The organism is Fibrella musci (assembly GCF_041321105.1).
GTDB classification, from domain to species: Bacteria; Bacteroidota; Bacteroidia; order Cytophagales; family Spirosomataceae; genus Fibrella; species Fibrella musci.
This window is the reverse complement of record NZ_JBGGWD010000002.1, coordinates 767,114-790,654: the sequence shown is the minus strand read 5'-3', so window position 1 is coordinate 790,654 and position 23,541 is coordinate 767,114. Positions and strand designations below refer to the sequence as shown.

The 23,541-nt window shown below is 55.7% G+C and carries 18 protein-coding genes; 7 read left to right on the top strand and 11 right to left on the bottom strand.

The features are described from left to right. Positions 1–46: 46 nt before the first annotated feature. On the bottom strand, positions 47–1,543 hold the full coding sequence (locus tag ACAW74_RS09005; RefSeq protein ID WP_370697857.1) for a BatD family protein: 1,497 nt from the start codon (positions 1,541–1,543) through the stop codon (positions 47–49). A 130-nt stretch (positions 1,544–1,673) separates the two neighbouring features. Here ACAW74_RS09005 and ACAW74_RS09000 point away from each other — a divergent pair, with 130 nt between their 5' ends. After that, a complete protein-coding gene (locus ACAW74_RS09000) occupies positions 1,674–1,877 on the top strand; it encodes a hypothetical protein (RefSeq protein ID WP_370697856.1) in 204 nt (67 codons plus the stop codon). Between the two features lie 339 nt (positions 1,878–2,216). After that, positions 2,217–5,621, top strand: coding sequence for a preprotein translocase subunit SecA (gene secA, locus ACAW74_RS08995; protein WP_370697855.1), 3,405 nt, complete (start codon positions 2,217–2,219; stop codon positions 5,619–5,621). Positions 5,622–5,722: 101 nt separating this feature from the next. Here secA and ACAW74_RS08990 read toward each other — a convergent pair whose 3' ends face one another. Continuing rightward, entirely contained in the window at positions 5,723–6,424 is a 702-nt protein-coding gene (locus tag ACAW74_RS08990; RefSeq protein WP_370697854.1) for an HAD family hydrolase, read from the bottom strand. Positions 6,425–6,668: 244 nt separating this feature from the next. Between ACAW74_RS08990 and ACAW74_RS08985 the strand changes: the two genes are divergently transcribed. Both ACAW74_RS08985 and ACAW74_RS08980 read left to right on the top strand, forming a co-directional pair. Beyond that, on the top strand, positions 6,669–7,814 hold the full coding sequence (locus ACAW74_RS08985; protein ID WP_370697853.1) for a DUF922 domain-containing protein: 1,146 nt from the start codon (positions 6,669–6,671) through the stop codon (positions 7,812–7,814). 187 nt (positions 7,815–8,001) lie between these two features. Further along, entirely contained in the window at positions 8,002–9,150 is a 1,149-nt protein-coding gene (locus ACAW74_RS08980) for a glycosyltransferase (protein WP_370697852.1), read from the top strand. A gap of 116 nt (positions 9,151–9,266) precedes the next feature. Here ACAW74_RS08980 and rnr read toward each other — a convergent pair whose 3' ends face one another. From rnr to lipB, 3 genes are all read right to left on the bottom strand, one after another. Next, positions 9,267–11,753, bottom strand: a complete 2,487-nt coding sequence (gene rnr / locus ACAW74_RS08975) for a ribonuclease R (RefSeq protein WP_370697851.1) — start codon at positions 11,751–11,753, stop codon at positions 9,267–9,269. Positions 11,754–11,828: 75 nt separating this feature from the next. Further along, the gene (locus tag ACAW74_RS08970) at positions 11,829–12,233 is read right to left on the bottom strand and encodes a hypothetical protein (protein ID WP_370697850.1); all 405 of its coding nucleotides are present in this window, start codon (positions 12,231–12,233) and stop codon (positions 11,829–11,831) included. Positions 12,234–12,347: 114 nt separating this feature from the next. Next, entirely contained in the window at positions 12,348–13,070 is a 723-nt protein-coding gene (gene lipB / locus ACAW74_RS08965; protein WP_370697849.1) for a lipoyl(octanoyl) transferase LipB, read from the bottom strand. Positions 13,071–13,170: 100 nt separating this feature from the next. Here lipB and ACAW74_RS08960 point away from each other — a divergent pair, with 100 nt between their 5' ends. After that, positions 13,171–13,563, top strand: a complete 393-nt coding sequence (locus tag ACAW74_RS08960; protein WP_370697848.1) for a DUF6934 family protein — start codon at positions 13,171–13,173, stop codon at positions 13,561–13,563. 277 nt (positions 13,564–13,840) lie between these two features. Here ACAW74_RS08960 and ACAW74_RS08955 read toward each other — a convergent pair whose 3' ends face one another. Then, positions 13,841–14,512, bottom strand: coding sequence for an AlbA family DNA-binding domain-containing protein (locus ACAW74_RS08955; protein ID WP_370697847.1), 672 nt, complete (start codon positions 14,510–14,512; stop codon positions 13,841–13,843). 170 nt (positions 14,513–14,682) lie between these two features. On the opposite strand from ACAW74_RS08955, the gene ACAW74_RS08950 reads away from it, so the two are divergent. Together ACAW74_RS08950 and ACAW74_RS08945 are read left to right on the top strand one after the other, a co-directional pair. Further along, positions 14,683–15,126 (top strand): sterol desaturase family protein, encoded by a 444-nt coding sequence (locus ACAW74_RS08950; protein WP_370697846.1) that lies wholly within the window; start codon positions 14,683–14,685, stop codon positions 15,124–15,126. 98 nt (positions 15,127–15,224) lie between these two features. Further along, positions 15,225–16,886: a glycerol-3-phosphate dehydrogenase/oxidase gene (locus ACAW74_RS08945; RefSeq protein ID WP_370697845.1), complete on the top strand. Its 1,662-nt coding sequence runs from the start codon at positions 15,225–15,227 to the stop codon at positions 16,884–16,886. Positions 16,887–16,968: 82 nt separating this feature from the next. Here the strand turns inward: ACAW74_RS08945 and ACAW74_RS08940 are convergent, their stop codons facing one another. The 5 genes from ACAW74_RS08940 to ACAW74_RS08920 all read right to left on the bottom strand — a co-directional run bounded on the left by ACAW74_RS08940 (position 16,969) and on the right by ACAW74_RS08920 (position 23,390). After that, positions 16,969–17,733 carry a glycosyltransferase family 2 protein gene (locus ACAW74_RS08940; protein WP_370697844.1) on the bottom strand — a complete coding sequence of 255 codons (765 nt, stop codon included), beginning with the start codon at positions 17,731–17,733 and terminating at the stop codon, positions 16,969–16,971. 97 nt (positions 17,734–17,830) lie between these two features. Then, positions 17,831–18,775, bottom strand: a complete 945-nt coding sequence (locus ACAW74_RS08935; protein WP_370697843.1) for an aldo/keto reductase — start codon at positions 18,773–18,775, stop codon at positions 17,831–17,833. A gap of 119 nt (positions 18,776–18,894) precedes the next feature. Continuing rightward, positions 18,895–19,683 (bottom strand): TauD/TfdA family dioxygenase, encoded by a 789-nt coding sequence (locus ACAW74_RS08930; RefSeq protein ID WP_370697842.1) that lies wholly within the window; start codon positions 19,681–19,683, stop codon positions 18,895–18,897. Between the two features lie 265 nt (positions 19,684–19,948). Continuing rightward, positions 19,949–22,051: a BatA domain-containing protein gene (locus ACAW74_RS08925; protein ID WP_370697841.1), complete on the bottom strand. Its 2,103-nt coding sequence runs from the start codon at positions 22,049–22,051 to the stop codon at positions 19,949–19,951. Positions 22,052–22,166: 115 nt separating this feature from the next. After that, a complete protein-coding gene (locus tag ACAW74_RS08920) occupies positions 22,167–23,390 on the bottom strand; it encodes a bifunctional 3,4-dihydroxy-2-butanone-4-phosphate synthase/GTP cyclohydrolase II (RefSeq protein ID WP_370697840.1) in 1,224 nt (407 codons plus the stop codon). Positions 23,391–23,541 lie beyond the last annotated feature (151 nt).

Genomic DNA, 23,541 nt, shown 5'->3' with positions numbered 1-23,541 from the left:
TCTACTTCGCAGAGCAACTTTAGACGTTGAACATGGAACCTTAAACTTACTTTTTTGCAAAGACAAACAACGTACCCAGAATCATGATGATAATCAGTACGTTGGCGATGGCCCGAACCAATACGGGCCAGTTTATCGATTGCTCGGTGCTGTCGGTTTGCTCCAGCCCCGCATAAATCGACGGGCGACCCGCCTGATCAAGCGTATCAGACGGCACAATGCCCGTTGCCAGGCTATCGGTGGCTTCGCCAACGCGGAGCACCAAATGAGGGCGCAACGTATCGTACCGGCCAATCTGGGGGTCGAAATAAACCCAGAAAAACCGATTAGCCAATGCTACTGTCCCTTTTTGCTTCGGAATGAGGAAGTACCGAAACGACTTGTACCCGCTCACCGCCGCGCCTACCCGACCAATCTGTTCCTGTGCCTGAGGTGGAAATACGTCGAGATCGTCGCCTCCACTGATGAATTGGGGCGCCTGTATGCTGGCAATATTGCCCTGCCCTTCAATGCGAATATCGTAGCGCACACTCTGTCCCACGCCCACCCGGCTACGGTCGGCCTCATCGATCAGCCGAAACGAACCCACCGATACGGCACCCGTCTGGCCACTTCGGCCGGGGAGGGGCTGCACCGCCACCTGCACCGGATTGCTCATGAAGGTCACTTCGTCGGCTGGTTGGTTGAGGGTCGTAGCGCCACGCCCCGTCTGCGAGCCTGGTCCGGTCGGTTGAGTGGGGGCGGGTGCAAGGCGCGATACCCGTAGGGCCACCGCCGGCAGCGTAATGGTCCGGGGAAGGCCGGTGCGGGTCGCCAACGGAAAAAATGTAGCTGAATAAACCGGGTACTCTACGTACCGCTGACCGTTGAGCAGGGCCGGGCGGGGTCGCAGTTCGCTGATGTTGTCGTTTTCCTCCCAGGCATTAACTGGCCTCAGCTGTCGCGTCAGGAGCTCCACCTGCTGGGCCAATCGGTCGAAGCGTAGTTCGTAGGGGTAGTTTTCGGCCACGTAGAACGACACCCTGACGTGTAGGCCCTGCCCCGTATACAGTCGGGTGAAGTTGACAGTCGTCTGCAAGAAGGCGGCGCGCTTGTCGGTCTTAGCCCGGGTTAATGCCGTAGCTGACAGCGCCGATGTGGTGGTAGGGGCGGTAGTCGAAGGCCGTACAGTCAGTTGCGCGCCGGGTGAGCGCACGGTTTGCCCATCCACGGTAACCGTGAAGGGAGCCAGCCGGAACGTACCTGGCTGCGTGGCCGCATAGGTTTGGGTAACCACCTGACTAACGACCTCACGACCACTAAGCTCACTGCGGGTTGAGCTATAAGACGTACCCTGTTTGACCAGGCCCGCAATCGTGGGGAAAACAACGACAGGCCGGGTCTCACTGTTTTGAACGATAATGGAAATGGTAAAGGGCCGTTCAATAGTAAAACTGGTTGCACTTAACTCGATAACAATTGGATTATCAGTGGATTGGGCTAAAACACTGGTTTTCTCATGAAAATATAATGCAAAAACTAATATGAATATTCCAAGTTTCATATACATTTGTCAGCAACAAACTGACCGGAAGCCCGTTACAATGATAACGAGATTCTAGCTCAGTCTGGGCTGTTTCAAATTCCCTCTTTCCACCAGAGCCTTAGTCTTTAATCAAAAAAACGAATGCGGTATGGCCTCCATGCTTGAGTACGTTAAACTAATTCTTCAAAAGGTCAGCTTTGACCGACAGTTGTTTGAAAAAGAATTAAAGAAAGCCCTACAGACATTAGTAGGCGACGAAGTGAAGCAACTTAAACAATGGTGTTATGCGCAATTTGGGCGGATGTATCGGGTTGTTTTAAATCGCTGTTTCTCCCGTACCCGACTGACGTAATCAGCCGATAAACTTGACAGTCAGGCCTTCCCCATTGGGGAAGGCTTTTTTGTTGGTGGCGTAGCGCATTTGCACAACACTGTACTGGCTTCCTGACAATCTGTCTGAAATCGATCGATTGGGCTGATTATTGCCAATGCGTAGGCTGACAAATTCGGGCTACCGATCGGTTCAAAATCGAGCCGGTTCTGAGACAGCCTGGGTAGTCGTTAGCAGGTGTGTCCCAGTGGGCTACCAACATTCCCGGCATTATCTGTTAATTTTGTAAACGGAAAAGTAACGACGAGCTGATCAGCCTGTTGGCTTCGCGAATAGCCTGACCAGCCTCTTTATAGCTAAATGAGTAATTTCATCACGAAAAGTATCGCCAAACTATTTGGCACCAAGTCGCAACGCGATTTGAAAGAGTTGACGCCCTACGTAGAGCAGATCAACGCCGAGTTTGCGCGCTTGAAAGACCTCTCGAACGACGAACTGCGGGCTATTTCGGCACAGCTACGTACCCAGATCGTCGACGAGTTGCAGCCTATCGACGAGCAGATCGCCGGACTGCGGCAGCAGGTCGCCGACGATCCCGATATGGATGTCGACCGCAAGCAGTCATTGTTTAGCGAGGTAGACCGGCTCGAAAAAGACCGGAACAAAGAACTGGAGCGTGTGCTACTGGCCATTCTGCCCGTTGCCTTTGCGGTGGTTAAAGAAACCGCCCGCCGCTTCACGGAAAACGAATCGCTGGAAGTAACGGCCAACGACTATGACCGTGAACTGGCGATGCGTAAAAGGCACATCCGTATCGATGGCGACAAAGCCTATTGGGCCAACACCTGGGATGCCGCCGGTAATACCATCCGCTGGGACATGGTGCACTACGATGTGCAGCTGATTGGTGGTGTGGTGCTACACACCGGCAAAATTGCCGAGATGGCCACGGGTGAAGGTAAAACGCTGGTGTCGACGCTGCCTGCTTTCCTGAACGCCTTGGGTGGCCGGGGTGTGCACATTGTAACGGTCAACGACTACCTCGCCAAGCGTGACTCGGAATGGAACGGACCGCTGTTTGAGTTTCATGGCCTGCGCGTAGATTGCATCGACAAGCATCAGCCCAACTCGGAAGCGCGCAAAAACGCGTACCTGGCCGACATCACCTATGGCACCAACAACGAATTCGGCTTCGATTACCTGCGCGACAACATGGCCCGCACGCCCGACGAACTCGTGCAGCGGAAACACCATTTCGCCATGGTCGATGAGGTCGACTCCGTGCTGATCGATGACGCCCGGACACCCCTCATTATTTCGGGGCCCGTACCACGCGGCGACGAGCAGGATTATGCAGAACTGAAACCCCGCGTGTCGCGCGTGGTGGAAGCGCAGCGTCGTCTTGTGAATGATCTGCTGGTGGAAGCCCGTAAGAAAATTGCCGCGGGTGACGAAAAAGAAGGTGGTCTGGCGCTGTTCCGGGCGTACCGTGGCCTGCCCAAAAACAAGCCCCTCATCAAGCTGCTCAGCGAAACGGGGGTACGTCAGGTGCTCCAGAAAACCGAAGGGATCTACCTGGCCGAAAACCAGAAGTTGATGCCCGAGGCTGATTCGCCGTTGTTCTTCACCATCGACGAGCGTAACAACAGCATCGAGCTGACTGAAAAAGGAATCGACTATATCACCGGCAACGGCGAAGACCCGAATTTCTTTATTCTGCCCGATTTGTCGATCGATATTAACATGATCGACAAAAGCAGCGATTTCAACGAGCAGGAGAAAATCCTCCGTAAGGAAGCCGTGATTCGTGATTACGCCGTGAAAACGCAGCGTATCAACACGGTCAACCAGTTGCTGAAAGCCTATTGCCTATTCGAGCGTGATGTGGAATACATCATTCAGGAGGGTAAGGTGAAGATCGTGGATGAGCAGACGGGCCGGATCATGGAAGGCCGCCGCTGGTCGGATGGTCTGCACCAGGCTGTAGAAGCGAAGGAGGGCGTGAAAGTAGAAGACGCCACCCAGACCTACGCGACCATCACGTTGCAGAACTATTTCCGGATGTACCACAAGCTTTGTGGTATGACCGGTACGGCCGAAACCGAAGCCTCCGAATTCTGGCAGATCTACAAACTCGATGTGGTGGCCATCCCGACCAACCGCGCCATAAGCCGTAAAGATCAGGAAGACAAGGTGTACCGTTCGGTTCGGGAAAAATATAACGCCGTGGCCGACGAGATCGTCGAACTGGTCACAAAGGGCCGCCCGGTGCTGGTGGGTACAACGTCGGTTGAAAACTCGGAGCTACTGAGTCGCATGCTCACGATGCGGAAGATTCCGCACCAGGTGCTGAACGCCAAATACCACCAGCGTGAGGCCGAAATCGTGGCTGAAGCGGGTAAACCCGGCACCGTAACCATCGCTACCAACATGGCCGGTCGGGGTACGGATATCAAGCTCACCGCCGAATCGAAAGCATCGGGCGGTCTGGCCATCATCGGTACGGAACGTCACGAGTCGCGGCGCGTCGACCGGCAGTTGCGCGGTCGGGCGGGTCGTCAGGGTGACCCAGGTACGTCGCAGTTCTTCGTATCGCTCGAAGATAGCCTGATGCGCCTATTCGGGTCAGAGCGGATTGCCAAACTCATGGACCGTATGGGTCTGGAGGAAGGCGAGGTGATCCAGCACTCGATGATTACCAACTCGATCGAACGGGCGCAGAAGAAAGTTGAAGAAAATAACTTCGGTGTGCGGAAGCGGCTGCTCGAGTACGACGACGTGATGAACTACCAGCGGACGGCCATCTACGACCGTCGGCGCAACGCCCTCTTTGGCGAACGGCTTCCGCTCGACATCGCCAACACCATGTACGACGTGGTGGAAGAGATCGTCAACAATGCCGAGGGTGATTTCGAAGTGGTGAAACTGCAACTGCTGACCAACCTTGGTCTTGACACGCAACTGTCGCAGGGCGATTTCTTCAAGCTGAAAAAAGCCGATCAGATCAACAAGCTGTATAATGAGGCCGAGCAGCATTATCAGGCTAAAAACCACGCGGTAGCCGAAAAAATGCTGCCCGTGCTAACGCAGGTGCTCGAGCAGCAGGGGCAGTTCATCAAGAACATCGTGGTGCCCTTCACCGACGGTGTGCACGACCTACAAGTCGTGACCGACCTCCGGTTAGCCGTAGAAACGGGTGGCCGCGAAGTGGTGCGCGAAATGGAAAAATCGGTTACGCTGTCGCTCATCGACCAGGAGTGGAAAGAACACCTCCGCGAAATGGACGATCTGAAGCAGTCAGTACAGAACGCCGTATTCGAGCAGAAAGACCCGCTGCTGGTCTACAAGTTTGAGTCGGTCGAGTTGTTCAAACGGTTCCTCAGCAAAGTCAACTTTGACACGATCAGCTTCCTGGCCAAAGCCGACATTCCGGCCGAAGACGCGCAGGAGGTGCAGCAGGAAATTCAGTCGGCCCCGGCGCAACGCCGTCCCGAACCGATGCCCGAACTGCATACCAACATCGAAGATTTCGATGATGACCATCTGGCTAGCGGGCCCGAAGAGTATGCGCGCCGAATGGCGGCCAACAACGCGGCGGGCGCAGGTGCACCACCCATGCCGAAGCAGGTGCCGGTTCGCAACGCCAAGATTGACCGTAACGCCCGCGTGACGGTTCAATACATCGATGGCACGGTGAAGAAAGACGTGAAATACAAGAGCGTTGAAGCCGACATTATGAGCGGCAAAGCCATGCTGGTCGAGTAAACGCATAAACCTATAAGGTTTTCGAAAACCTTATAGGTTCGGTAAAACGGCCCCCGATTCGCATGAATCGGGGGCCGTTTTGTTTTCGTCAGGTACGTACCCTAGTTGGCCGTTGTGAGCCAGCCCGGTACATCGCGGATACTGTCGAGCTGAGTATACTCGCCGAGTTGGTAGTCGGTGGGGAGTTTTTCAAAGTGCCAGGTCGTGTGATACGGGATGTGAATGGCCTGCCCGCCAATGTTGATGACGGGCAGAATATCGGACTTGAGCGAATTGCCAATCATCAGAAAATCAGCCGGTTCGACTGAATAGCGCGATAAGATGCGCCGGTAAGCCGCTTCGTGTTTTTCGCTTACGATTTCGACATGGCTGAAATATTGCCCCACACCGGAGCGGGCGAGCTTACTCTCCTGATCCAACAGGTCACCCTTGGTCAACACCATCAGTTCGTGGTCGGCGCTGAGCGTTTGCAAAACGTCTTCGACCCCGTCGATGAGCGTAATCGGGAACCGAAGCAACTCTTTGCCCAACTCGATAATCTGCTGGATCTGCGTGCCACGTACCTGACCGTCGGTCAGGCGGATGGCCACCTCGATCATCGACAGCATGAACCCTTTGGCACCATAACCCATCAGGTGCAGGTTTTCGGCCTGTATGTCGAGCAAGACCAGATTGATTTGTTCGTCGGAGCCGAACTGCCTGAGTAACCGGCGAAGCTCTTCCTCGGCTTCATCAAACAAGGGCTGATTGGCCCACAAGGTATCGTCGGCGTCGAAGGCGATTAACTTGGGAAACGGTTTCATATGGGCGCAAAAGTAGCCGGTGGCTGCCAGTAGCCCTACCGAAAAAGAAGTATAGCCTCAAAAACCGGGTGCCCATTTGGAATAGCCAGGTACGTGATGAGGTGACGCAACGTACCTGAACGGCTGATGTCGGTCAGGTGTAAAACCCGTAAAATCGGCCACTCCGGCGGGGCTCCGACGCGGCACGAATGAGCGGTCAACTGCGTTATATACCTGTACGGTCATACTACTGGTCCGAGCCCTTATGTCGTTGATTATAAACAAGTTTATGATGGCTAGTTTGGTTGCTGTCGGCCTGCTGTGCTGGGGCCTCGTGCTCAACCCAAACAGCCCCGCCGATAGCCAGACCGCCACTGTTCGCTTACCGCTTCCCCCCGCCGTCATTCAGCTTCGCCCTGAGCCACTGCCGTTTACGCCTACAGAGTTTTATGTGGCCGACGTGCTTGATCAGCGTGCTGAGAAAGAATCGTTTGCCAGCCTGGTTCTGCGCCCCGATAAACCCGCCGAACCAGTTGATTTGCAGGGAGGAACGGGCCCGGCTTTGGCCCGTTATATCGACCAGATTGTGCGCCGAAACACCAAATTGCGTCCGATTGTGCTGCGCGTAACGGCGGGTAAACTGACCGAAACCGCCGGGCCTCGCGGTAGTGTCAGCGGCAAACTGGCGCTGACACTCGCGTTTGATGTGCGCCGCGAAGACGAGAATCTGTCGTTGGTCACGTTTCAGGGCAACGCCCGCTACCAGCGCCCCATCGGTCAAACCGACGTGATCGAGCGCACCATCCGGCAGAGCGTCAACGAAGGGCTCCGTTACCTGAACAACTACATGAATAAGGAAGTCGACAACGTACCTGCGCTGGCGGGTAAACTGGCGGTGTCGCTGACCGACGTGAAAACCCGTACGCCCGCCAGCAGTGATACCGTTTTCTACGATCCTGACCGGCCCCTGATCTGGGACGATTTCCGGGCAATTCCCCCACCCAACAACCGCTACGCCGCCCAGATTATGCCCGGCGTGTCGTATGAGGGCAAAAGTCAGGTAGAAAAAGGCACGGTCAATGTGCGGTTGAAACTGAAGGTGTTTATGCTGAAAAGCCAGTCGTGGGTGAAGCCGATTGGCCACAACGACTACGCCCTCAACCACGAGCAACGCCATTTTGACATTGCGCGGCTGGCGATGGAAGAATTTAAGCAGGCACTCAACCCCGATAGCTTGTCGCTCAACGATTACAACAGCAACATTCAGTATCGATATATCGAGATGTATCGGGAACTGGGTAAGCGGCAGCAACAATACGACGACGAAACCCGCCACGGGATTGACCAGGACGTACAAGCTCGCTGGAACGCCCAAATCGACCGGGAACTGCGCCGGTATGGATACAAATAGTCCGCTCACCAACCGAGGTGTATTACGTCAATAGCGGTTTTAGTATGTTGCTGATTTTGGCGACGATGATCGATCAATTTTTCCGAATTGGCTAAGTCGTTAAGCAAGACACGGTTTGTTGTCGATTTTCGAGGTAAAGTCGGCTGTAAGTCTGACTATTGCGTAAGCTGCCGATGATTACCGACTGATGCGCCCCCGTGTTCTGCACATTACGACCGCCCACCGCCCCCACGACCCCCGTATTGTCTATAAACAATGCCCGGCTCTGGCCGAGACCTACGACGTCTGGTGCGCGATTCCCGACGCCGACCTGGCGGTGGCACCCAACGTGCGATTTATTTCCCTGCCTTATTACGAGCAGATTATCTGGCGTATCCTGCTCACCTGCCCGCTGGTTGTCTGGAAATGCTGGCGACTCCGGCCCGACGTAGTGCATTTCTACGTACCTGAGTTCATTCCCTTTGCGTTCTTGTTTCGGCTGCGCGGTGCCCGGCTGATCTACGAAGTGCAGGAGAACCTGTTCAAGAAAATGCATCTGAAAACCAGAAACAAAAGCTGGTTGCTCACGCGGGCGTTTGCCGGACTGGATCAGCTGGCGCGGCGTTATTGCTATTGCGTATTCACCGAACACGGCTACCTCACCACCTACACCAACCTGCGGAAACCGTCGGTGGTGGTGTACAATTATGCCGCACTGCCGCTGCTGGAGCCCTACCGAACACCTTACAAGCTGCAGACAAATCCGTATTCGTTTTTCTACATTGGCTGGCTCAGTATGGAGCGTGCCTTCGACACCCTGCTGGCTGCGTTCAATCGCCTACAGGCAACGTACCCGAATTTTGTCGTGCATCTGTTCGGCCGACAAACCTTTTCGCAAACAACCCTCGACGCTAACCCCGACTATCAGGCGGTGAAAACCCGGCTGCGCTTTTATGGCTACACCGATCAGCGTCTGGCACTGCCCTACGCCGACGGGGCCGTTGCCGGGCTGGCTTTGCTCAAGCCCGTCGGCGATTACCCCGAATCCTATACCACAAAACTATTCGAGTACATGGCGCTGGGTCTACCCGTCGTTACCGCCGATTTTCCCCTGTACAAAGACATCGTCGAACGCCATAACTGCGGCTTCTGCATATCGCCCTACGATCCCGACGCCGTGGCCGCTGCCCTAACGTACCTGATCGAGCACCCCGACGAAGCCCGCGCGATGGGCGAACGTGGCCGCCGCGCCGTAGAACAGGAATACAACTGGGCCACCGAAGCCGACAAGCTACAGGCTTTTTATCGCGAAGTCCTGATGAGTAACGCCCGGCTCCAACCGGGCAGCGACGGGTAGCCGCTATCGGCATAGCCCGGCTGGAGCCGGGCATATAACCCGTTACGCTGCCAGCAAGGCATAAAAAAAGGAGCAACGTTGACCGCTACTCCTTTCTTACTATTAATCATGTGTGCCTAGCGACTGCGGCCGCCGCGGCGATTCTGGCCTTTGGGGGCGGTGCCTTTGGTGCGTTTGGTTTCGCCGCCAGCAGCCTTGCGGGCGCGGGTTTCGTTGCGCGCGTTACCCGACGAACCACTGAACTTGCGCCCTGCGCGGCGGTCGGCTAGGCTGTCGCCGTCGTCGGTGCCCGACCGGCGCGACGTACCCCGGTCAGGGGCCGTTTGGGCATTATCACGGACAAGGGCGAAATCGATGCTGCGGCGGCCCAGGTTCGTTTCTTTCACCTTTACTGTAACCGAATCGCCGAAAGTATACATCTTCTTGCTCTTGCGGCCAATGATGCGGTAGTTGTCCTTATCGTACTCGTAAAAGTCGTCGGTCAGGTCCTGCATCCGAACGAGGCCTTCGCAGCTGTTTTCGGGGATTTCCACGAAGAAACCAAACTCGGTAGCACCGGCAATAACGCCCTCAAACTCCTGTTCGGCGGGCATCCTGCTCATAAACTCGACCTGCTTGTACTTGATGCTGGCCCGCTCGGCTTCGGCGGCGGCTTTCTCGCGCTCCGACGAATGTTTGCACCGGCTTTCCAACGCCTCCTGATCCACCGAGCGGCCCCGGTCGAGGTAGTGTTGAAGCAGGCGGTGCGCCATCATGTCGGGGTAACGGCGGATGGGCGACGTGAAGTGCGAATAGCGCCGGAACGCCAACCCAAAGTGCCCGATGTCGTCGGTGCTGTAGCGCGCCTTCGACATTGTCCGGACGGCCAGTTGCGAGAGCATCGTTTGCTCGGGTTTACCTTCAATATCGGCCATAAACTTGTTCATGGCCGTCGAGAGCTTCTCGGCCGTCACGTTGAGTTTGTAGCCCAGTTTGCGGGCGAAATCGGCAAAGACCTGTAGCTTATCTTCGTTGGGACCTTCGTGCACACGGTAAACCATCGTGTTTTCGTCGGGCCCTTTCGAAAGACTCACCACAAATTCGGCCACGCGCTTGTTGGCTAGCAGCATAAACTCCTCGATCAGCTTGTTGGTATCCTGCCGAATCTTGGGCACAACCGCCAGCGGCACGCCGTTTTCGTCGAGCTTGAAGCGCACTTCGGGCGTCTCGAAGTTGATAGCCCCGTGGCGGAATCGCTGATCGCGCAGTTTGTGCGCCAATTCGTTGAGCAACGTCAGCTCCTTTACAAAATCGCCCTCGCCCGCGTTCAGAATGGCCTGAGCTTCTTCGTACGAAAAGCGGCGGTCGGAGTGGATGGCGGTGCGGCCAAACCATTCGGCCTCGATTTTGGCGTCGGGCGTCAGTTCAAAAACGGCCGAGAACGTCAGCTTGTCTTCGTGCGGGCGCAGCGAACAAACTCCGTTCGACAGTTTCTCGGGGAGCATCGGCACTACCCGGTCAACCAGATACACCGACGTGGCCCGTTTGTACGCTTCTTCTTCCAGCTCGGTGCCGGGCAACACGTAGTGCGTTACGTCGGCGATGTGGACGCCGATTTCGTAGTTACCATTGTCTAGATACCGAACTGACAGCGCATCATCAAAGTCTTTGGCATCGACGGGGTCAATCGTGAACGTGGTAACACCCCGGAAATCACGCCGGCGGGCAATTTCAGCCTCGTCGATCGTCACCGGGATCTCCTCCGATTCGCGCTCTACCTCGGCCGGAAATTCATTCGGCAGGCCAAATTCGGCCAGAATCGCGTGCATTTCGGTGTTATGCTCGCCGGCTTTGCCCAGCACCGTCACGACTTCGCCTTCAAATAGACCATCTTCGTCACCGGCATCGGGGTAGCGGGTCAGGCGCACCAGCACTTTCTCGTTCAGTACCGCCCCGCCTAGTTTATCGTCGGGTATCAGGATGTCGTGGTAAATCCGGCGACTGTCGGGTACGACAACCAGGCCTTTACCCCGCTTTTCTAACGTACCCACAAGTTCGGGCCGGCCCCGTTTGGCAATGCTGGCCACGCGCCCCACCAGCCGTTTGCTGATCTGCCGGGTGCCGCGCTGCCGCGAATCGCTGAAAACGACTACACGTACCTGATCGCCATCAACGGCGCCGCCGAGGTCTTCGGCCGGAATCCAGATGTCTTTGTCGCGGTCGCGGATGGTATTATCGGGAACGATAAAAGCAAAATTGGGGCTGACGTGCTCCACCGTGCCGAGAATGGTGTTTTTATCCCGCTGTTCGTTAAACTGGTAGCGGCCATCGGGCAGGCGGGTGAGGCGGCCCTGCTCGGCCAGATCACCCACGATTTGCTGCACAATTCGTTTCAGCCGCGGGTCGTGGACCTCAAAATTGTCCATGACGTCCATCGTTGACCAGGGTTGTGCGGGGTTAATTTCAAAAAAGGCCGCGATGTCGTTCGTCAGTTCGTCGACATACGACATGGGCTGTCGGGGTTGGGCATCCTGCCCAGAACGCGTGCGCCGGGCCGATGATTTGCCAGCGCCCTTTTCGGGGCCTTTGGCGGGGCGGTTATACTTGGTTTGTTTAGGTCTCATGTGAAATGGCGGGGGGCGTGGGGTGCGGGCAGTGGGTTGTTTCGTCCCACTGCCGGCCGCGTCAGGTCCTCCGCCTCAAACGTGTAATATCCCTTCCAGCCCAAGCGCCGGTACGTTGACCAAGTGCGACTCGGTGATGCTGTCGGGGACGAAGATGAATTTTTTGTCGTAAATCTGGGAGCCAATAAAATAACTGACCCAGTATTCATTATTCAGGTGAAAAACGTCGGGCATAATGGTCTCAACCACCTCATGCTGACCGGGTTGCAGGCTGACGAAATAATGGCGGAGCGTAGCGGTTTTTTGCTCTTCACCATCTTTTTCGCCATAACCTCTTGATGTAACAAACACGTTTTCAATTGGTTGCTGATTCTGATTGATCAGGAAAACCTGCCAGTCGTATTGGTTTAGTTCGTTCAATTTCCGAGCCACAACCACCTGTATGCCCTCAACGGGTAAGAAAGCAATGTCTTTTTTCATTGGAAATATGAGGGATGCATGAAGCATGAATTAAGGAATATGAATTATGAGATGACTTTGCCGGGTCAGGTACGTTAGCCGAGCAAAGCCATTTCATACTCCATATTTCCTAGTTCATACCGCCATCTCTTTCATCTCAAATAAGTCAATCAAGTGTTTCTGTACGCGCTCGGCTACGTCGGTTAACGGAACAACGTACCCAAGCTCCTGCTGCATCGACGTAACGGCTTTGTCGGGAATGCCACAGGGCACAATATGATCGAAATAACGCAGATCGGTATTGACGTTGAGCGCAAAGCCATGCATCGTTACCCAACGGCTTGCTTTCACCCCCATCGCGCAGATTTTGCGGGCACCGGCCTCGTCGTCGAGCCATACGCCGGTGAGGCCAGCAATGCGCCCGGCTACGATCCCATAATCGGCCAATGTCTGGATGATCGCTTCTTCGAGCAGCCGCATGTAGCGGTGAATGTCGGTAAAGAAATTGTCCAGATCCAGAATGGGATAACCTACCAACTGGCCGGGGCCGTGGTAAGTGATATCGCCGCCCCGGTTGATGCGGTGATACGTCGCGCCGATCTGCTTCAGAAATTCGTCGTTGGCCAGCAGGTGCGACTCGTGCCCGCTCTTGCCCAGCGTATACACGTGCGGGTGTTCGCAGAAGAGTAAATAGTTGGGCGTGGGCTGTTGCTCATCGGGTGAGAGACCCCGATTGACCACCTTGCGGGCTACCGTATCGGCAAATATCCGTTCCTGCTCATCCCAAGCGGTCTGGTAATCGATCAGGCCCAGATGACGTACCTGAATCGCCTTGTTCTGAAGTGTAGTCGTCAACATAACTACCTACAGAACACCGAAAAGGCCCAGGTACGTTCAGCGGGTCTGCTTTGGGTAAATTTTATACTTTTATCGTGCTGATCCCACCAGATTCAATTGAATGAAACCTGTATTTCCTGTTGCCCCATCGTTAGACGGACGACAATTTGATTTTTATATACTCAACACAAGTAAACAGCCAGCCTTTGTACACAAGCGCGTACTTTTTGATAAACCGATACTGGGACTGACAAATATGGCTTTGGTTGACGTGTTAGCGGAAGGCGTATTTAGCGATAGTGCCCGAAGTGGGTATGGTCAAGCAGAAATGATTTTCGCAACAGTAGCCACTATACTTCATACGTTTCTGTTGGCAAACCCTACTGAAACCGTGTATTTTCAAGGTAGTGACCCTGAAGGTATCGGTGAGATGAACCTACGTCAACGACTATACAACCGTATCTTGTCAAAGCCAGACAACTATCAACTGGCTGTCAACTATTTTCGTGTATAGGGCGTTTACGGAAGTGATATTCTACCTTATTCGCCAAATAGCGGCGCCGAAGCTTTTCTAGTGAAACTCAAGCATTAAGACAATGAGACAGTCGACATCGTCAGGCAAAGAAACCCCATCTGCTAAAAGCAGGGAGGAGGTGTTCGTTCAAAAACGGGCTTTGATGAAAAAGACACTCGCCAAGGTTAACCCTGAGCAACTGAGTGCTATTCTAAAAGCTAAATAGGTGTTCTTAGCGGAGCGGCATGCCCACCGTAAACCTCATCAGGTAAGTGGCCTAGCCCACTACCTTACTGGTGTATTTATCCATCACATCGCTGGGGTGAATATCCAGCACATTGGCCAGCACCAGCAAGACTAGCGTTCGGGAGGCAATTTTGCGGGGGATATTGGCCAGCATCGCAAATGAGTCGACCGTAATCGACGGGTGCTGAACGAGGTGTTGCATCAGCACGCGCTCCTTATCGCCATAGGTGAAGCGAACACTACGATCGGCCCGCTCGGCTTTCAGAATCTCGCGCACTTCTTTACTGGCCTGCACCGACTTATCGGCCACCCGCACGTACACCTTCCGATTTTCGGGGTCGGCGGGGTCGGGCAGCACATAGTGAGGTCGGTGCGGGCTGCGGGGAATGCGTAACACCAGCACCTCACGCTCGTCGTGCAGCGGGACGCGCTCAAGCGTGTACGGAATGGCCGGAAAGCATAGCTTTTCGATAGCTCGTACCAGTAGGTACTCATCTTCGTCGGCATACTTAAGGCCTGGGATGGTGCGGTCGTCGCCCACTCCGATCAGGAGGATACCGCCATCTGTATTGGCGAAGGCGACGACTTCCCGAACTATCTTGTCGGGATGGTTGGTCTTGAGTTTGAACTCAAGTGAGTGGCCCTCGCCCTGGCGAACCAGGTCTTTGAGAGCCTTATAGTCGAGAGTTGATCTGCCCACCATACTGCGTTTCGATCACACCTAAATGTACAACCCTTCGGCGAAATTGCAAGCGTAACCTACGTAATAGGCCATCGTGCCTATATAAGCGACATCGCTAAAGCAAAGCCTGCCAACTTTATGCCAGCGTTGGTCGTTACTCAATCAAACGCGATTACTTTATAAACGCAAAAATGCTCGTAAACGTTGTCATCGCACTCGCCACCCTCATCACGATGGAGGGGGTCGCCTGGTTCACCCACAAATACATCATGCACGGCGTTATGTGGAATTGGCACCATTCGCACCACAATGCGCACAAAGGGTTTTTCGAAGTAAACGACTTATTCAGCGTGGTGTTTAGTTTCGTAGCTACCGGCCTGGTGGTGGTGGGTCTGGAAGTGCCCTCGCTCTGGTTTCTGGCCCCGATCGGCGCGGGCGTCACACTCTACGGAATTGGCTATTTCGTCTTTCACGACATCATCGTGCATCGACGCATTAAGATCAATTTCAAAACGAAAAACCCGTACTTACTCCGTATTATGCGGGCCCATTACGTGCACCACAAAGTGCACACCCGCGAAGGAGCTGAAGCGTTTGGCTTTCTGTACGCGCCGAAGAAATACGATAAAAAATGAGTTCTCAGTCTACGGTTCACAGTCCTGGGTCGCGTTGGCACACAGTGTGTCTGAAAGCAACTAAGGACCGTAAACTGTGAACTGAGAATGGACTCTCTATGAACCGCGTCTCCCACCTGAACCGGCTGCGGACCGAACCGTTTGATGTGTGCATTATAGGAGCCGGAGCTTCTGGTGCAGGCTGCGCCGCCGATGCGGCAAGCCGAGGTCTACGCGTGGCCCTGCTTGAAGCCGACGACTTTGGCGCCGGTACGTCAGGTACGTCGACCAAGCTGGTGCACGGTGGCGTTCGGTATCTGGAACAGGCCGTAAAAACGGTTGACCCCAAACAACTGGCGCTGGTGCGGAAAGCCCTGCACGAACGCCGCACACTGTTGCACATCGCGCCGCACCTCTGCCACCCGCTGGCCTTGGTTACGCCCTGCGCTACGCTGCTCGAAGGTTGGTATTATGCCATTGGGCTGAAAATCTACGACTGGCTGGCCGGGAGCCGCCGCATGGCACCCAGCCGCTGGCTCAACAAACGCGAAGCGCTGCGCCATTTTCCGGCCTTCAACGCCAACAAACTAAACAGCGCCGTGCTGTATTACGACGGGCAGTTCGACGACGTTCGGCTGAACCTGAGTCTGGTGCAAACGGCCGTTAAACATGGTGCTGTAGCCGTAAACCACGTTCGGGCCGAAAGCTGGGAAACCGACGACAGTGGGAAATTAACGGCGATTCGGGCTGTGGATAAACTAACCGGCGACGCGCTGACCATCCGGGCCGACCTCTTCATCAACGCGACGGGTACGCACGCCGATCAGCTTCGGCAGGGAGCCAATGCCGGTCAGGGGCGACGGATGCGGGCGAGTAAAGGAGCCCACGCGGTGCTGCCCGCCAACGCGCTGCCGATGACTACCGGCCCAACGGAACAAGCCGCGTTATTGGTACCCAAAACGCACGACGGGCGGGTGCTGTTCGCCATTCCCTGGCGCGGGCAGTGGCTCATTGGCACTACCGATACCGAAGCCGACCCCACCGACACGCCTACACTGCTACCCGACGAGGCCGCCTACCTGTTGGAACACGTCAATGAACTGGTTACGACGCCGGTATCGGTAGAGGCCGTGACGGGTGGTTTTGCCGGATTGCGACCACTGCTACAAGCCGACCCCAATGCCAGCAGCAAAGCCTTGGTGCGCGATCACGAGGTCGAAGTCGACGAACGGTCGGGGCTGGTGAGCATTATGGGTGGCAAATGGACGACGTACCGGCTGATGGCGCAGGAAACCATCGACGTATGCTGTGCGCGTTTGGGCAAGTCACCCGCCTGCGTGACCGAAACGCTGCTGCTTCAGGGTGCCGACGGTTTCAACAAACAGTACGTGCAGCACCTGGCCGATAGCTATCCCGAATATCCGGCCGATGTGTTGCAGCACCTGGCCAACACCTACGGCACCGATGCGCTGGCGGTGTTGCGCCTGTTGCGCGAAGAGCATGAGTGGCTGGCCCGCCTGGCTCCCAATCACCCGTTTATTGAGGCGGAAGTCATTTACGCCGCCAGGCAGGAAATGGCCCAGACCCTGCCCGACGTGCTGATGCGGCGCATTCGCCTCGGCCTGATCGACTGGCAGGCCACACTGACCGCCATTCCTCGCACGGCGCAGTTACTTGCCGTCGAGCGCGGCTGGACACCTGAGCAACGTACCCAGCAGGAAACCGAATTCCGCGCGCACATCGAACTACTGATGGGGGCTTTAGTGATGAATAATGAATAATGTACGATGTACAATGAGCCGCGTGCGTAGGCTTTTTATCGGCAACGCCATTGTACATTATACATCATACACTATACATTCCCTACCGGCTCACTTCAACCGCCGGTTTCACGGTTTTCTTTTTGTAATCGCCGCGTGAGAAGGTTTTTTCGATCCAGCAATAGAGCAGAATGAAGAAATAGCGGCTACCCATCTCCTTGATTTTCAGCTTCGACTCACCATACTTACGGTTGGTCCAGCTGTTGGGAACCACCTCGTAGTTGTAGCCGCGCACAATGGCTTTCAGCGGTAGCTCGACGGTCAGGTTGAAGTGAGGCGACAGAAACGGCTTGAGCCCCTCCATCGTTTCGCGGCGGTATAGTTTGAACGCGTTGGTCGTATCGTCGTAGCGAATACCCATCATAATCCGGATGATGAAATTAGCCACGCGGTTGATGACCTTCTTCACGCCGGGGTAGTCGATGACCTTGCCCCCTTTCTGCCAGCGAGAGCCAAACACGGCGTCGGTGCCGGTCTCGCGCATTTTCTGGTAATACTTCACCAGGTCCTCCGGGTCGTCGGACATATCAGCCATGAAAACGGCCACGCAGTCGCCGCTGAAGCGTTCGAGGCCGTATCGTACCGCATAGCCAAAGCCGTTGGGGCCGAGGTTGGTAAACACCACGAGCGTCGGTATCTGCTGTTGCAGATTTTGGAGCACTGCCAGCGTGTTATCCTTCGAATTGTCGTTGGTCACACAGATTTCGTGGTCGATGCCATACTTCGCCAGTGTCTGGTAAAGGGCTTGTAAGGTCTGCGTGATCGACTCTTCTTCGTTGTATGCCGGTATAACGACGCTAAGCTTCATAGGGATGCTGACAGGATGTACAGGATTAATTGATCGGAAGATAGCGTAAAAAGAAACGCCGTGTCATCGAAAAATCCGGTCAAAAATTTCCCCAAAGTTACGCCGGTTTCCAGTGCGCTGGTACGTCGGGTACGGCTTGTTTGATGGCCGTGAGGCTATCGGCAGGTAATGCCCCCTGTGTGGCGGCCTGTACATGAGCCAGAACGTGCTCGGGGCGGCGCATGCCGGGGATGACAAACGATACGCGCGGATGACTGAGGCAAAACCGCAGGGCCGATGCGCTGAGGCCACCCGGCAACTGATCCAGAAACGCGAGTTGGCGGGTGCTGTGCAGCAGCCAGTCGCGGTCACGGTCGGGCAGGTAATGGCGGTATTCGTCGGCGGCAAAGGTGGGGTCCTGCGTCAGGTACGTTGTTTTCAGAAAACCCGACGCCAATGGCACCCGCGCAATAAACTGATAGGCATCGGCGGCGGGGTGCGTAAACAGCAGGTCTTCGGCCCGGCGATCCAGCGCGTTGTAAATCACTTCAAGCACTGACCCAAAACCAGCTTCCATCACGCGCCGTGCCCCATAGACCGACCGCGAACTGACGCCATACGCCCGAATCTTACCCGCCTGAATTAGCTTTTCGTAGGGTTCCGGGTCATACGCCGCCCAGTCGAACGCGTCGGGGGGGCTGTGTAGCAACAAGATGTCGAGGGAATCGCGGCGGAGGCGGCGCAGGCTTGCGTCGACGGCCTCGGTCAGGTACGTTGGGCTGTAATCCTGATAGGGCTGATTGGCGTCGTCGCGGCGGTTGCCAAATTTGGTGCAGACGAGCACATCGGCTTCCGGACGTTGAGCCAGCGCAGTACCCAGCCAGTTTTCGGCCTGCCCCTGCCCGTAGCTATCGGCGGTATCGAAAAAACGAATGCCCGCGTCGAGGGCCGTCAGGACTGCCTGCGTCGCTTCGGCTTCGTCGGCCACGCCCCAGCCCGTGGGCTTGTCGTTGACGTAGCTAGGTCCGCCAAATTGCCAGGTACCAAAACCTAGTTGTGCCATAGTATAATGAATGAATGCGCGAATGAGTGATTGAGTGACTAGTTGGATCAGTAACTGATACACCCGGTGAAACCGGCCAGCTATTCACTCAATCACTCATTCGCGCATTCACCCATTGTTTACGCTTCTACCGTTGCGGGTGTCAGGATAATTTTGCCTTTGATGAGGCTGCGTTGACCCGGATATTCGGCGAAGAATGCGTTGCGGCCGTGCATTACGCGGTCGTCGTGGAAGAAAACGCATTCGCCTTCCTGCAACTGAACCGGCGTAATGATACCCGCTTCCATCACGCGTGTTTCGAGGAATTTGTGCCAGCGATCGACCAGATCGAGCGCTTCGGGCGTGTTGTCGTCGCGGTCCACGCAGAAGAAGTTGAAGTTGGCCAGATAACCACCTTCGCCATCTTCGTAGAGGCACTTACGCACCTTGCGCTGCCCGCCCTTCTGATGCACCACGTCGGTGGTCAGCAGGTCGTTAAGCAGTTGCTCTTCGCCGTCGAGCTTCAGGCATTCGATGAGCAGGGGCAGGTCGACAAACGTCGTGGCACCGCCCAGCTTAGCACGCGAGGCACAGTAGAAGAAGTTGACGGCTTCTTCGCCGTTCAGCTCCACATACGAATCGTCGGTGTGCAGGGGCTGACGGGTGTTGCTCGACCGGTACCGATCCGGAATTTCCGGGTTGTAGGTGATGTCGATCCAGCGGTTGTTCACCTGTTTGCCCGTCGCGATGTCTTCATCGGCCGCATGAATTTTACCAATTGTCTCCGACAGGTGGCTGTAAAATTCGTGGACCGGCATATCGGGCTTGAAATCGACGAGCTGCACAACGCGGTTAGCGAGAACCGCCTGCTTCACGTTCTCGATGGTTTCATCGAGCGTAGTATAAGTGACCTTGGCAAAGAAGTTCATGTGTGTACGAGTCTGTGTATGTGTTGGTTCGATGTGATTGTTCGGCAAGGTACGCAACGAACGATCAGGTTGTGGCAGCGGCAATCAGCTGCCAATCTGATTGTTATCAACCCGTTAGGGGCGAATCGCGGCGGAACGTACCTGCCAGCGCTGTTGCGTATATATCAACCGGTATTACAAGCAACTATGCCCAGATGTTCCGCAAGTCTGCTTTTTTAAGCGAACGGTTTGCTGTTAATCAATAGACCAGCCAGATTGGACGGGGTCACCGCAAGAACCGGATAATGCCGATTTCGAACAGTAGAAACGCCAGTGCCGCAATCAGGAAGTAGGGCCAGAGGTTGGTGCCGACGTTTTCGCGTTCCAGCACCTGCACGAAATCACGATCCTGTACGCTGTCGAATACTTCGACGTTGGCCTGACCATTAAACGCCTGCCGGAGTTCGGCCGGACTGTAAAAATTCATCTGCGACTCGGCCCGGCCGTGGTTGAGCGCCACAATACGCTCGGTCTGCGGCTGCCCGTTGGCGTCGGTTCGCTGCAACTCAAAGAAACCCGCCTCGATCGACTGCCCGGCATTGAGCTGATTCGCCTTGGGCAATTCCAGGGTTAGTTGATTGCCCACGATGCGCTGTACCGGAATAAACTCAAACGCTTTGTTTTTCAGCTTATACACCGCCTGATCGGTAGCCTGCCCGGTTGTGGCTCGGATGGGCAACGTCAGCAGGTTATCGTCGAAGGTGTAGGCTACGCGTTGTGGCCGAACGCTCAGGGCGGCCATTTTGTACATCAACGGCACAAACAGCGCGTGTTGGGCCAGGTTACCATAGTCGGAACTGAGCGGGCTGGCCATCAAATAGAGTTGCCCCTGCTGCCGGTTGGCGTTGGTCACGCGCGACTGAGTCAGGAATACCTGCCCACTACGCAGGGTGAGCAGGCGGTCGCCGCTTGCCCATTGCCAGACGGGCGTGGCCTGCGGCATGTTGAGGCTTTCCTGTTGGAACCCCTGCTGGAACACATCGGAAAAGAATGGGTTGCGCCGGTCGGGTTCGGCTACGGGTAGTGGCGTTGCGCCGGCCGCTGAAATGACTTGCAAGCCAGGTACGTTGAGCGCCGCCAGAAACGGCCCGTAACTGCCCTGATCGGGCTGCGACGGCGGAATCACCACCAGGCTGCCGCCCTGCCGGGCGAATTGCTCCAGTTCGGTGCGCAACGTACCCGCGATCTGCGCCACGCCTTCGAGCACCACCAGATCGGTGCCTTTCAACTGCCCCACGTCGAAGTTCTGAGCGGTAAACTGCCGGAAGTTAAAGAGACTGTCGTTGTCGAAAACGGCCTGCACGTAATCCGACGGGCTGCGTTGACCATACAGGTGCAACACCCGGATAGCGGGCGAGGCTTCGAGTGTGAAGTAGTATTCGTTGTCGAACGTAACGGGGAAATCGTCGAAGACCACGCGACCCCGGTGAAAGCCCTTTTTCGTCACGTTGATGGTCATGGCCACGTCACCGGTGCCGTTGGCCGGTAGGTTGACCGATGCCGTGGATACCTGGACGTCGTCGATATACAGCCGGATGGGCAGGTTCTGCACGGCTTCTTTGCCGCTATTCTGGAGCCGCACGTTCAAGCTGTTGTTTTGCTGCTCGCGGATGAACGGCGTACCCAGCCAGACTGAATCGACGGCTACGTTGCGCACTGCCTGCGCCTGAATCGGTATCAGAAAGAGCCGGTCGGCCGTATCGACTTTGAGGCGGCTCAGATCACCGGCGGTACTTTTCTGAAAATCAGAAAACCAGAAGAGCTGATGCCCCGCGCCCCGATTGGCGGCCGCCAACAGGTTGCGCTGCCGCCGGTACACGGCATCTAGGGTGCGGGGTGTCTGTGCCAGTTTGATCGACGTGACGCGGTCGCGCAGGTCTTCGGCATTGGTGGTTTGCTGTTCGCCCGCCGAAAAATCGTTGGTGAGCAATTGCAGCGACGTGGCGTTGCGAAAGAGCGTCAGCAATTCATCGAGTTTCCCGACGGCAATGTCGATATACCGTTTCTCGTTCTGCTCGTTCTGCATGCTGAACGAGTTGTCGACGTAGAAGCTGGTAATACCCTGCCGCGTAAGGCCCATGGCACTTTTCGACGCCTTGAACGGCTGGGCAAACGCCAGCACCAGCGCCGCCAGAAACAGACAGCGCGCTGCCAGCACCAGCCAGTGCCGTAACCGCCGAAACGACCGGGTATTGGTCTGCACCGACTGCAACAGCGCCACGTTGGTAAAAAACACCCGCCGGGTACGTCGGAAGTTGAAGAAGTGAATGGCGATCGGGATAGATAGTCCCAACAAACCCCACAGAAAAGACGGGAAAAGGAATGACATGTATTTGGGTATGTAGAGGCGCAACCCTTTGCGTCTCACCGCCGGATGGTTTGAGGTACGTCAGCAGCAGGTACGTTGTATTACTGACGCAGGTGAGACGCAAAGGGTTGCGTCTCTACTTTAAAATGGTATGACCCATTTTATCACGCTTCGTAGCTAAATAACGCTCATTATGGGGATTACTGGGCATTTCAATCGGCACAGTGTCAACAATTTCCAGGCCATAGCCCATCAGGCCCGCCCGTTTCTTCGGATTGTTGGAGATAAGGCGGAGTTTATGCACGTTCAGATCGCGCAGGATTTGCGCCCCCACGCCATAATCGCGGGCGTCCATCGGCAGACCCAGATCAAGATTCGCCTCGACGGTATCGCGCCCCATTTCCTGAAGTTTGTAGGCTTTCAGCTTGTTGATCAGCCCAATGCCGCGCCCTTCCTGAAACATATACAGCACCACGCCTTTGCCTTCGCGCTCGACCATTTCCATGGCCGCGTGGAGTTGTCCGCCGCAGTCGCACCGGCACGAGCCGAAGATATCGCCCGTTACGCAGGATGAGTGCACGCGCACCAGCACGGGTTCGCCAGGCTCCCAGGTGCCTTTTACCAGCGCCAAGTGCGTATCATCGGTATTGCTTTGTTTGAAGGCGATGAGGTCGAAGTGGCCCCATTCGGTGGGCATATCCACGCCGATTTCGCGGCGAATCAGGCTCTCGGTGCGGAGGCGATAAGCGATCAGATCCTGAATGCTGATGAGCTTCATGCCGAAGCGGTCGGCCATCACGCGCAGTTCGGGCAGGCGTGCCATCGTACCATCTTCGTTCAGGACTTCGATCAACACCCCAGCCGGTTTCAAGCCAGCCAGCCGCGCCAGATCGACGGCGGCTTCGGTATGGCCCGCCCGCCTGATGACACCGCCTTCCACGGCCCGCAGGGGGAAAATATGGCCGGGACGACCCAACTCATCGGGATTCGTTTCGGGATCGACCAGCGCGCGAATGGTCTTGGACCGATCGGAGGCCGAAATGCCTGTCGTACACCCGTGTCCCAGCAGATCGACCGATACGGTGAACGGCGTGGTGTGGACCGATGTATTGTTGCCCACCATCATGTCGAGACCAAGTTCGTCGCAGCGCTCGATGGTCAGGGGGGCGCACATCAGGCCCCGCGCCTCTTTGATCATGAAATTGACGAGCTCAGGCGTGATGGTCTCTGCCGCGCAGATCATGTCGCCTTCATTTTCCCGGTCTTCGTCATCAACCACCAAAACGATCTTACCGGCGCGTATGTCGGCGATCGCCTCCTCTATAGTATCCAGGTGGATAATCGTAGTATCTTTGTTCATAGCATGTAGCCGTTGGCTTTACCGAATAGTGGCCTGTTTTTTGTGACGAACTGGTCAGACTCAGGTACGTTGCGGAGGCCCTGATGGCTTACAAGAGTAAAACGGGTTCCGACAAAGATACGTTTCGTCAGACGCGAAAACGGCGCAATCG

Bases quoted from the DNA above. Each gene is read 5' to 3' on its own strand.
- ACAW74_RS09005 (WP_370697857.1), bottom strand. From the start codon at position 1,543: ATGAAACTTGGAATATTCATATTAGTTTTTGCATTATATTTTCATGAG.
- ACAW74_RS09000 (WP_370697856.1), top strand. From the start codon at position 1,674: ATGGCCTCCATGCTTGAGTACGTTAAACTAATTCTTCAAAAGGTCAGC.
- secA (WP_370697855.1), top strand. From the start codon at position 2,217: ATGAGTAATTTCATCACGAAAAGTATCGCCAAACTATTTGGCACCAAG.
- ACAW74_RS08990 (WP_370697854.1), bottom strand. From the start codon at position 6,424: ATGAAACCGTTTCCCAAGTTAATCGCCTTCGACGCCGACGATACCTTG.
- ACAW74_RS08985 (WP_370697853.1), top strand. From the start codon at position 6,669: ATGTCGTTGATTATAAACAAGTTTATGATGGCTAGTTTGGTTGCTGTC.
- ACAW74_RS08980 (WP_370697852.1), top strand. From the start codon at position 8,002: ATGCGCCCCCGTGTTCTGCACATTACGACCGCCCACCGCCCCCACGAC.
- rnr (WP_370697851.1), bottom strand. From the start codon at position 11,753: ATGAGACCTAAACAAACCAAGTATAACCGCCCCGCCAAAGGCCCCGAA.
- ACAW74_RS08970 (WP_370697850.1), bottom strand. From the start codon at position 12,233: ATGAAAAAAGACATTGCTTTCTTACCCGTTGAGGGCATACAGGTGGTT.
- lipB (WP_370697849.1), bottom strand. From the start codon at position 13,070: ATGTTGACGACTACACTTCAGAACAAGGCGATTCAGGTACGTCATCTG.
- ACAW74_RS08960 (WP_370697848.1), top strand. From the start codon at position 13,171: ATGAAACCTGTATTTCCTGTTGCCCCATCGTTAGACGGACGACAATTT.
- ACAW74_RS08955 (WP_370697847.1), bottom strand. From the start codon at position 14,512: ATGGTGGGCAGATCAACTCTCGACTATAAGGCTCTCAAAGACCTGGTT.
- ACAW74_RS08950 (WP_370697846.1), top strand. From the start codon at position 14,683: ATGCTCGTAAACGTTGTCATCGCACTCGCCACCCTCATCACGATGGAG.
- ACAW74_RS08945 (WP_370697845.1), top strand. From the start codon at position 15,225: ATGAACCGCGTCTCCCACCTGAACCGGCTGCGGACCGAACCGTTTGAT.
- ACAW74_RS08940 (WP_370697844.1), bottom strand. From the start codon at position 17,733: ATGAAGCTTAGCGTCGTTATACCGGCATACAACGAAGAAGAGTCGATC.
- ACAW74_RS08935 (WP_370697843.1), bottom strand. From the start codon at position 18,775: ATGGCACAACTAGGTTTTGGTACCTGGCAATTTGGCGGACCTAGCTAC.
- ACAW74_RS08930 (WP_370697842.1), bottom strand. From the start codon at position 19,683: ATGAACTTCTTTGCCAAGGTCACTTATACTACGCTCGATGAAACCATC.
- ACAW74_RS08925 (WP_370697841.1), bottom strand. From the start codon at position 22,051: ATGTCATTCCTTTTCCCGTCTTTTCTGTGGGGTTTGTTGGGACTATCT.
- ACAW74_RS08920 (WP_370697840.1), bottom strand. From the start codon at position 23,390: ATGAACAAAGATACTACGATTATCCACCTGGATACTATAGAGGAGGCG.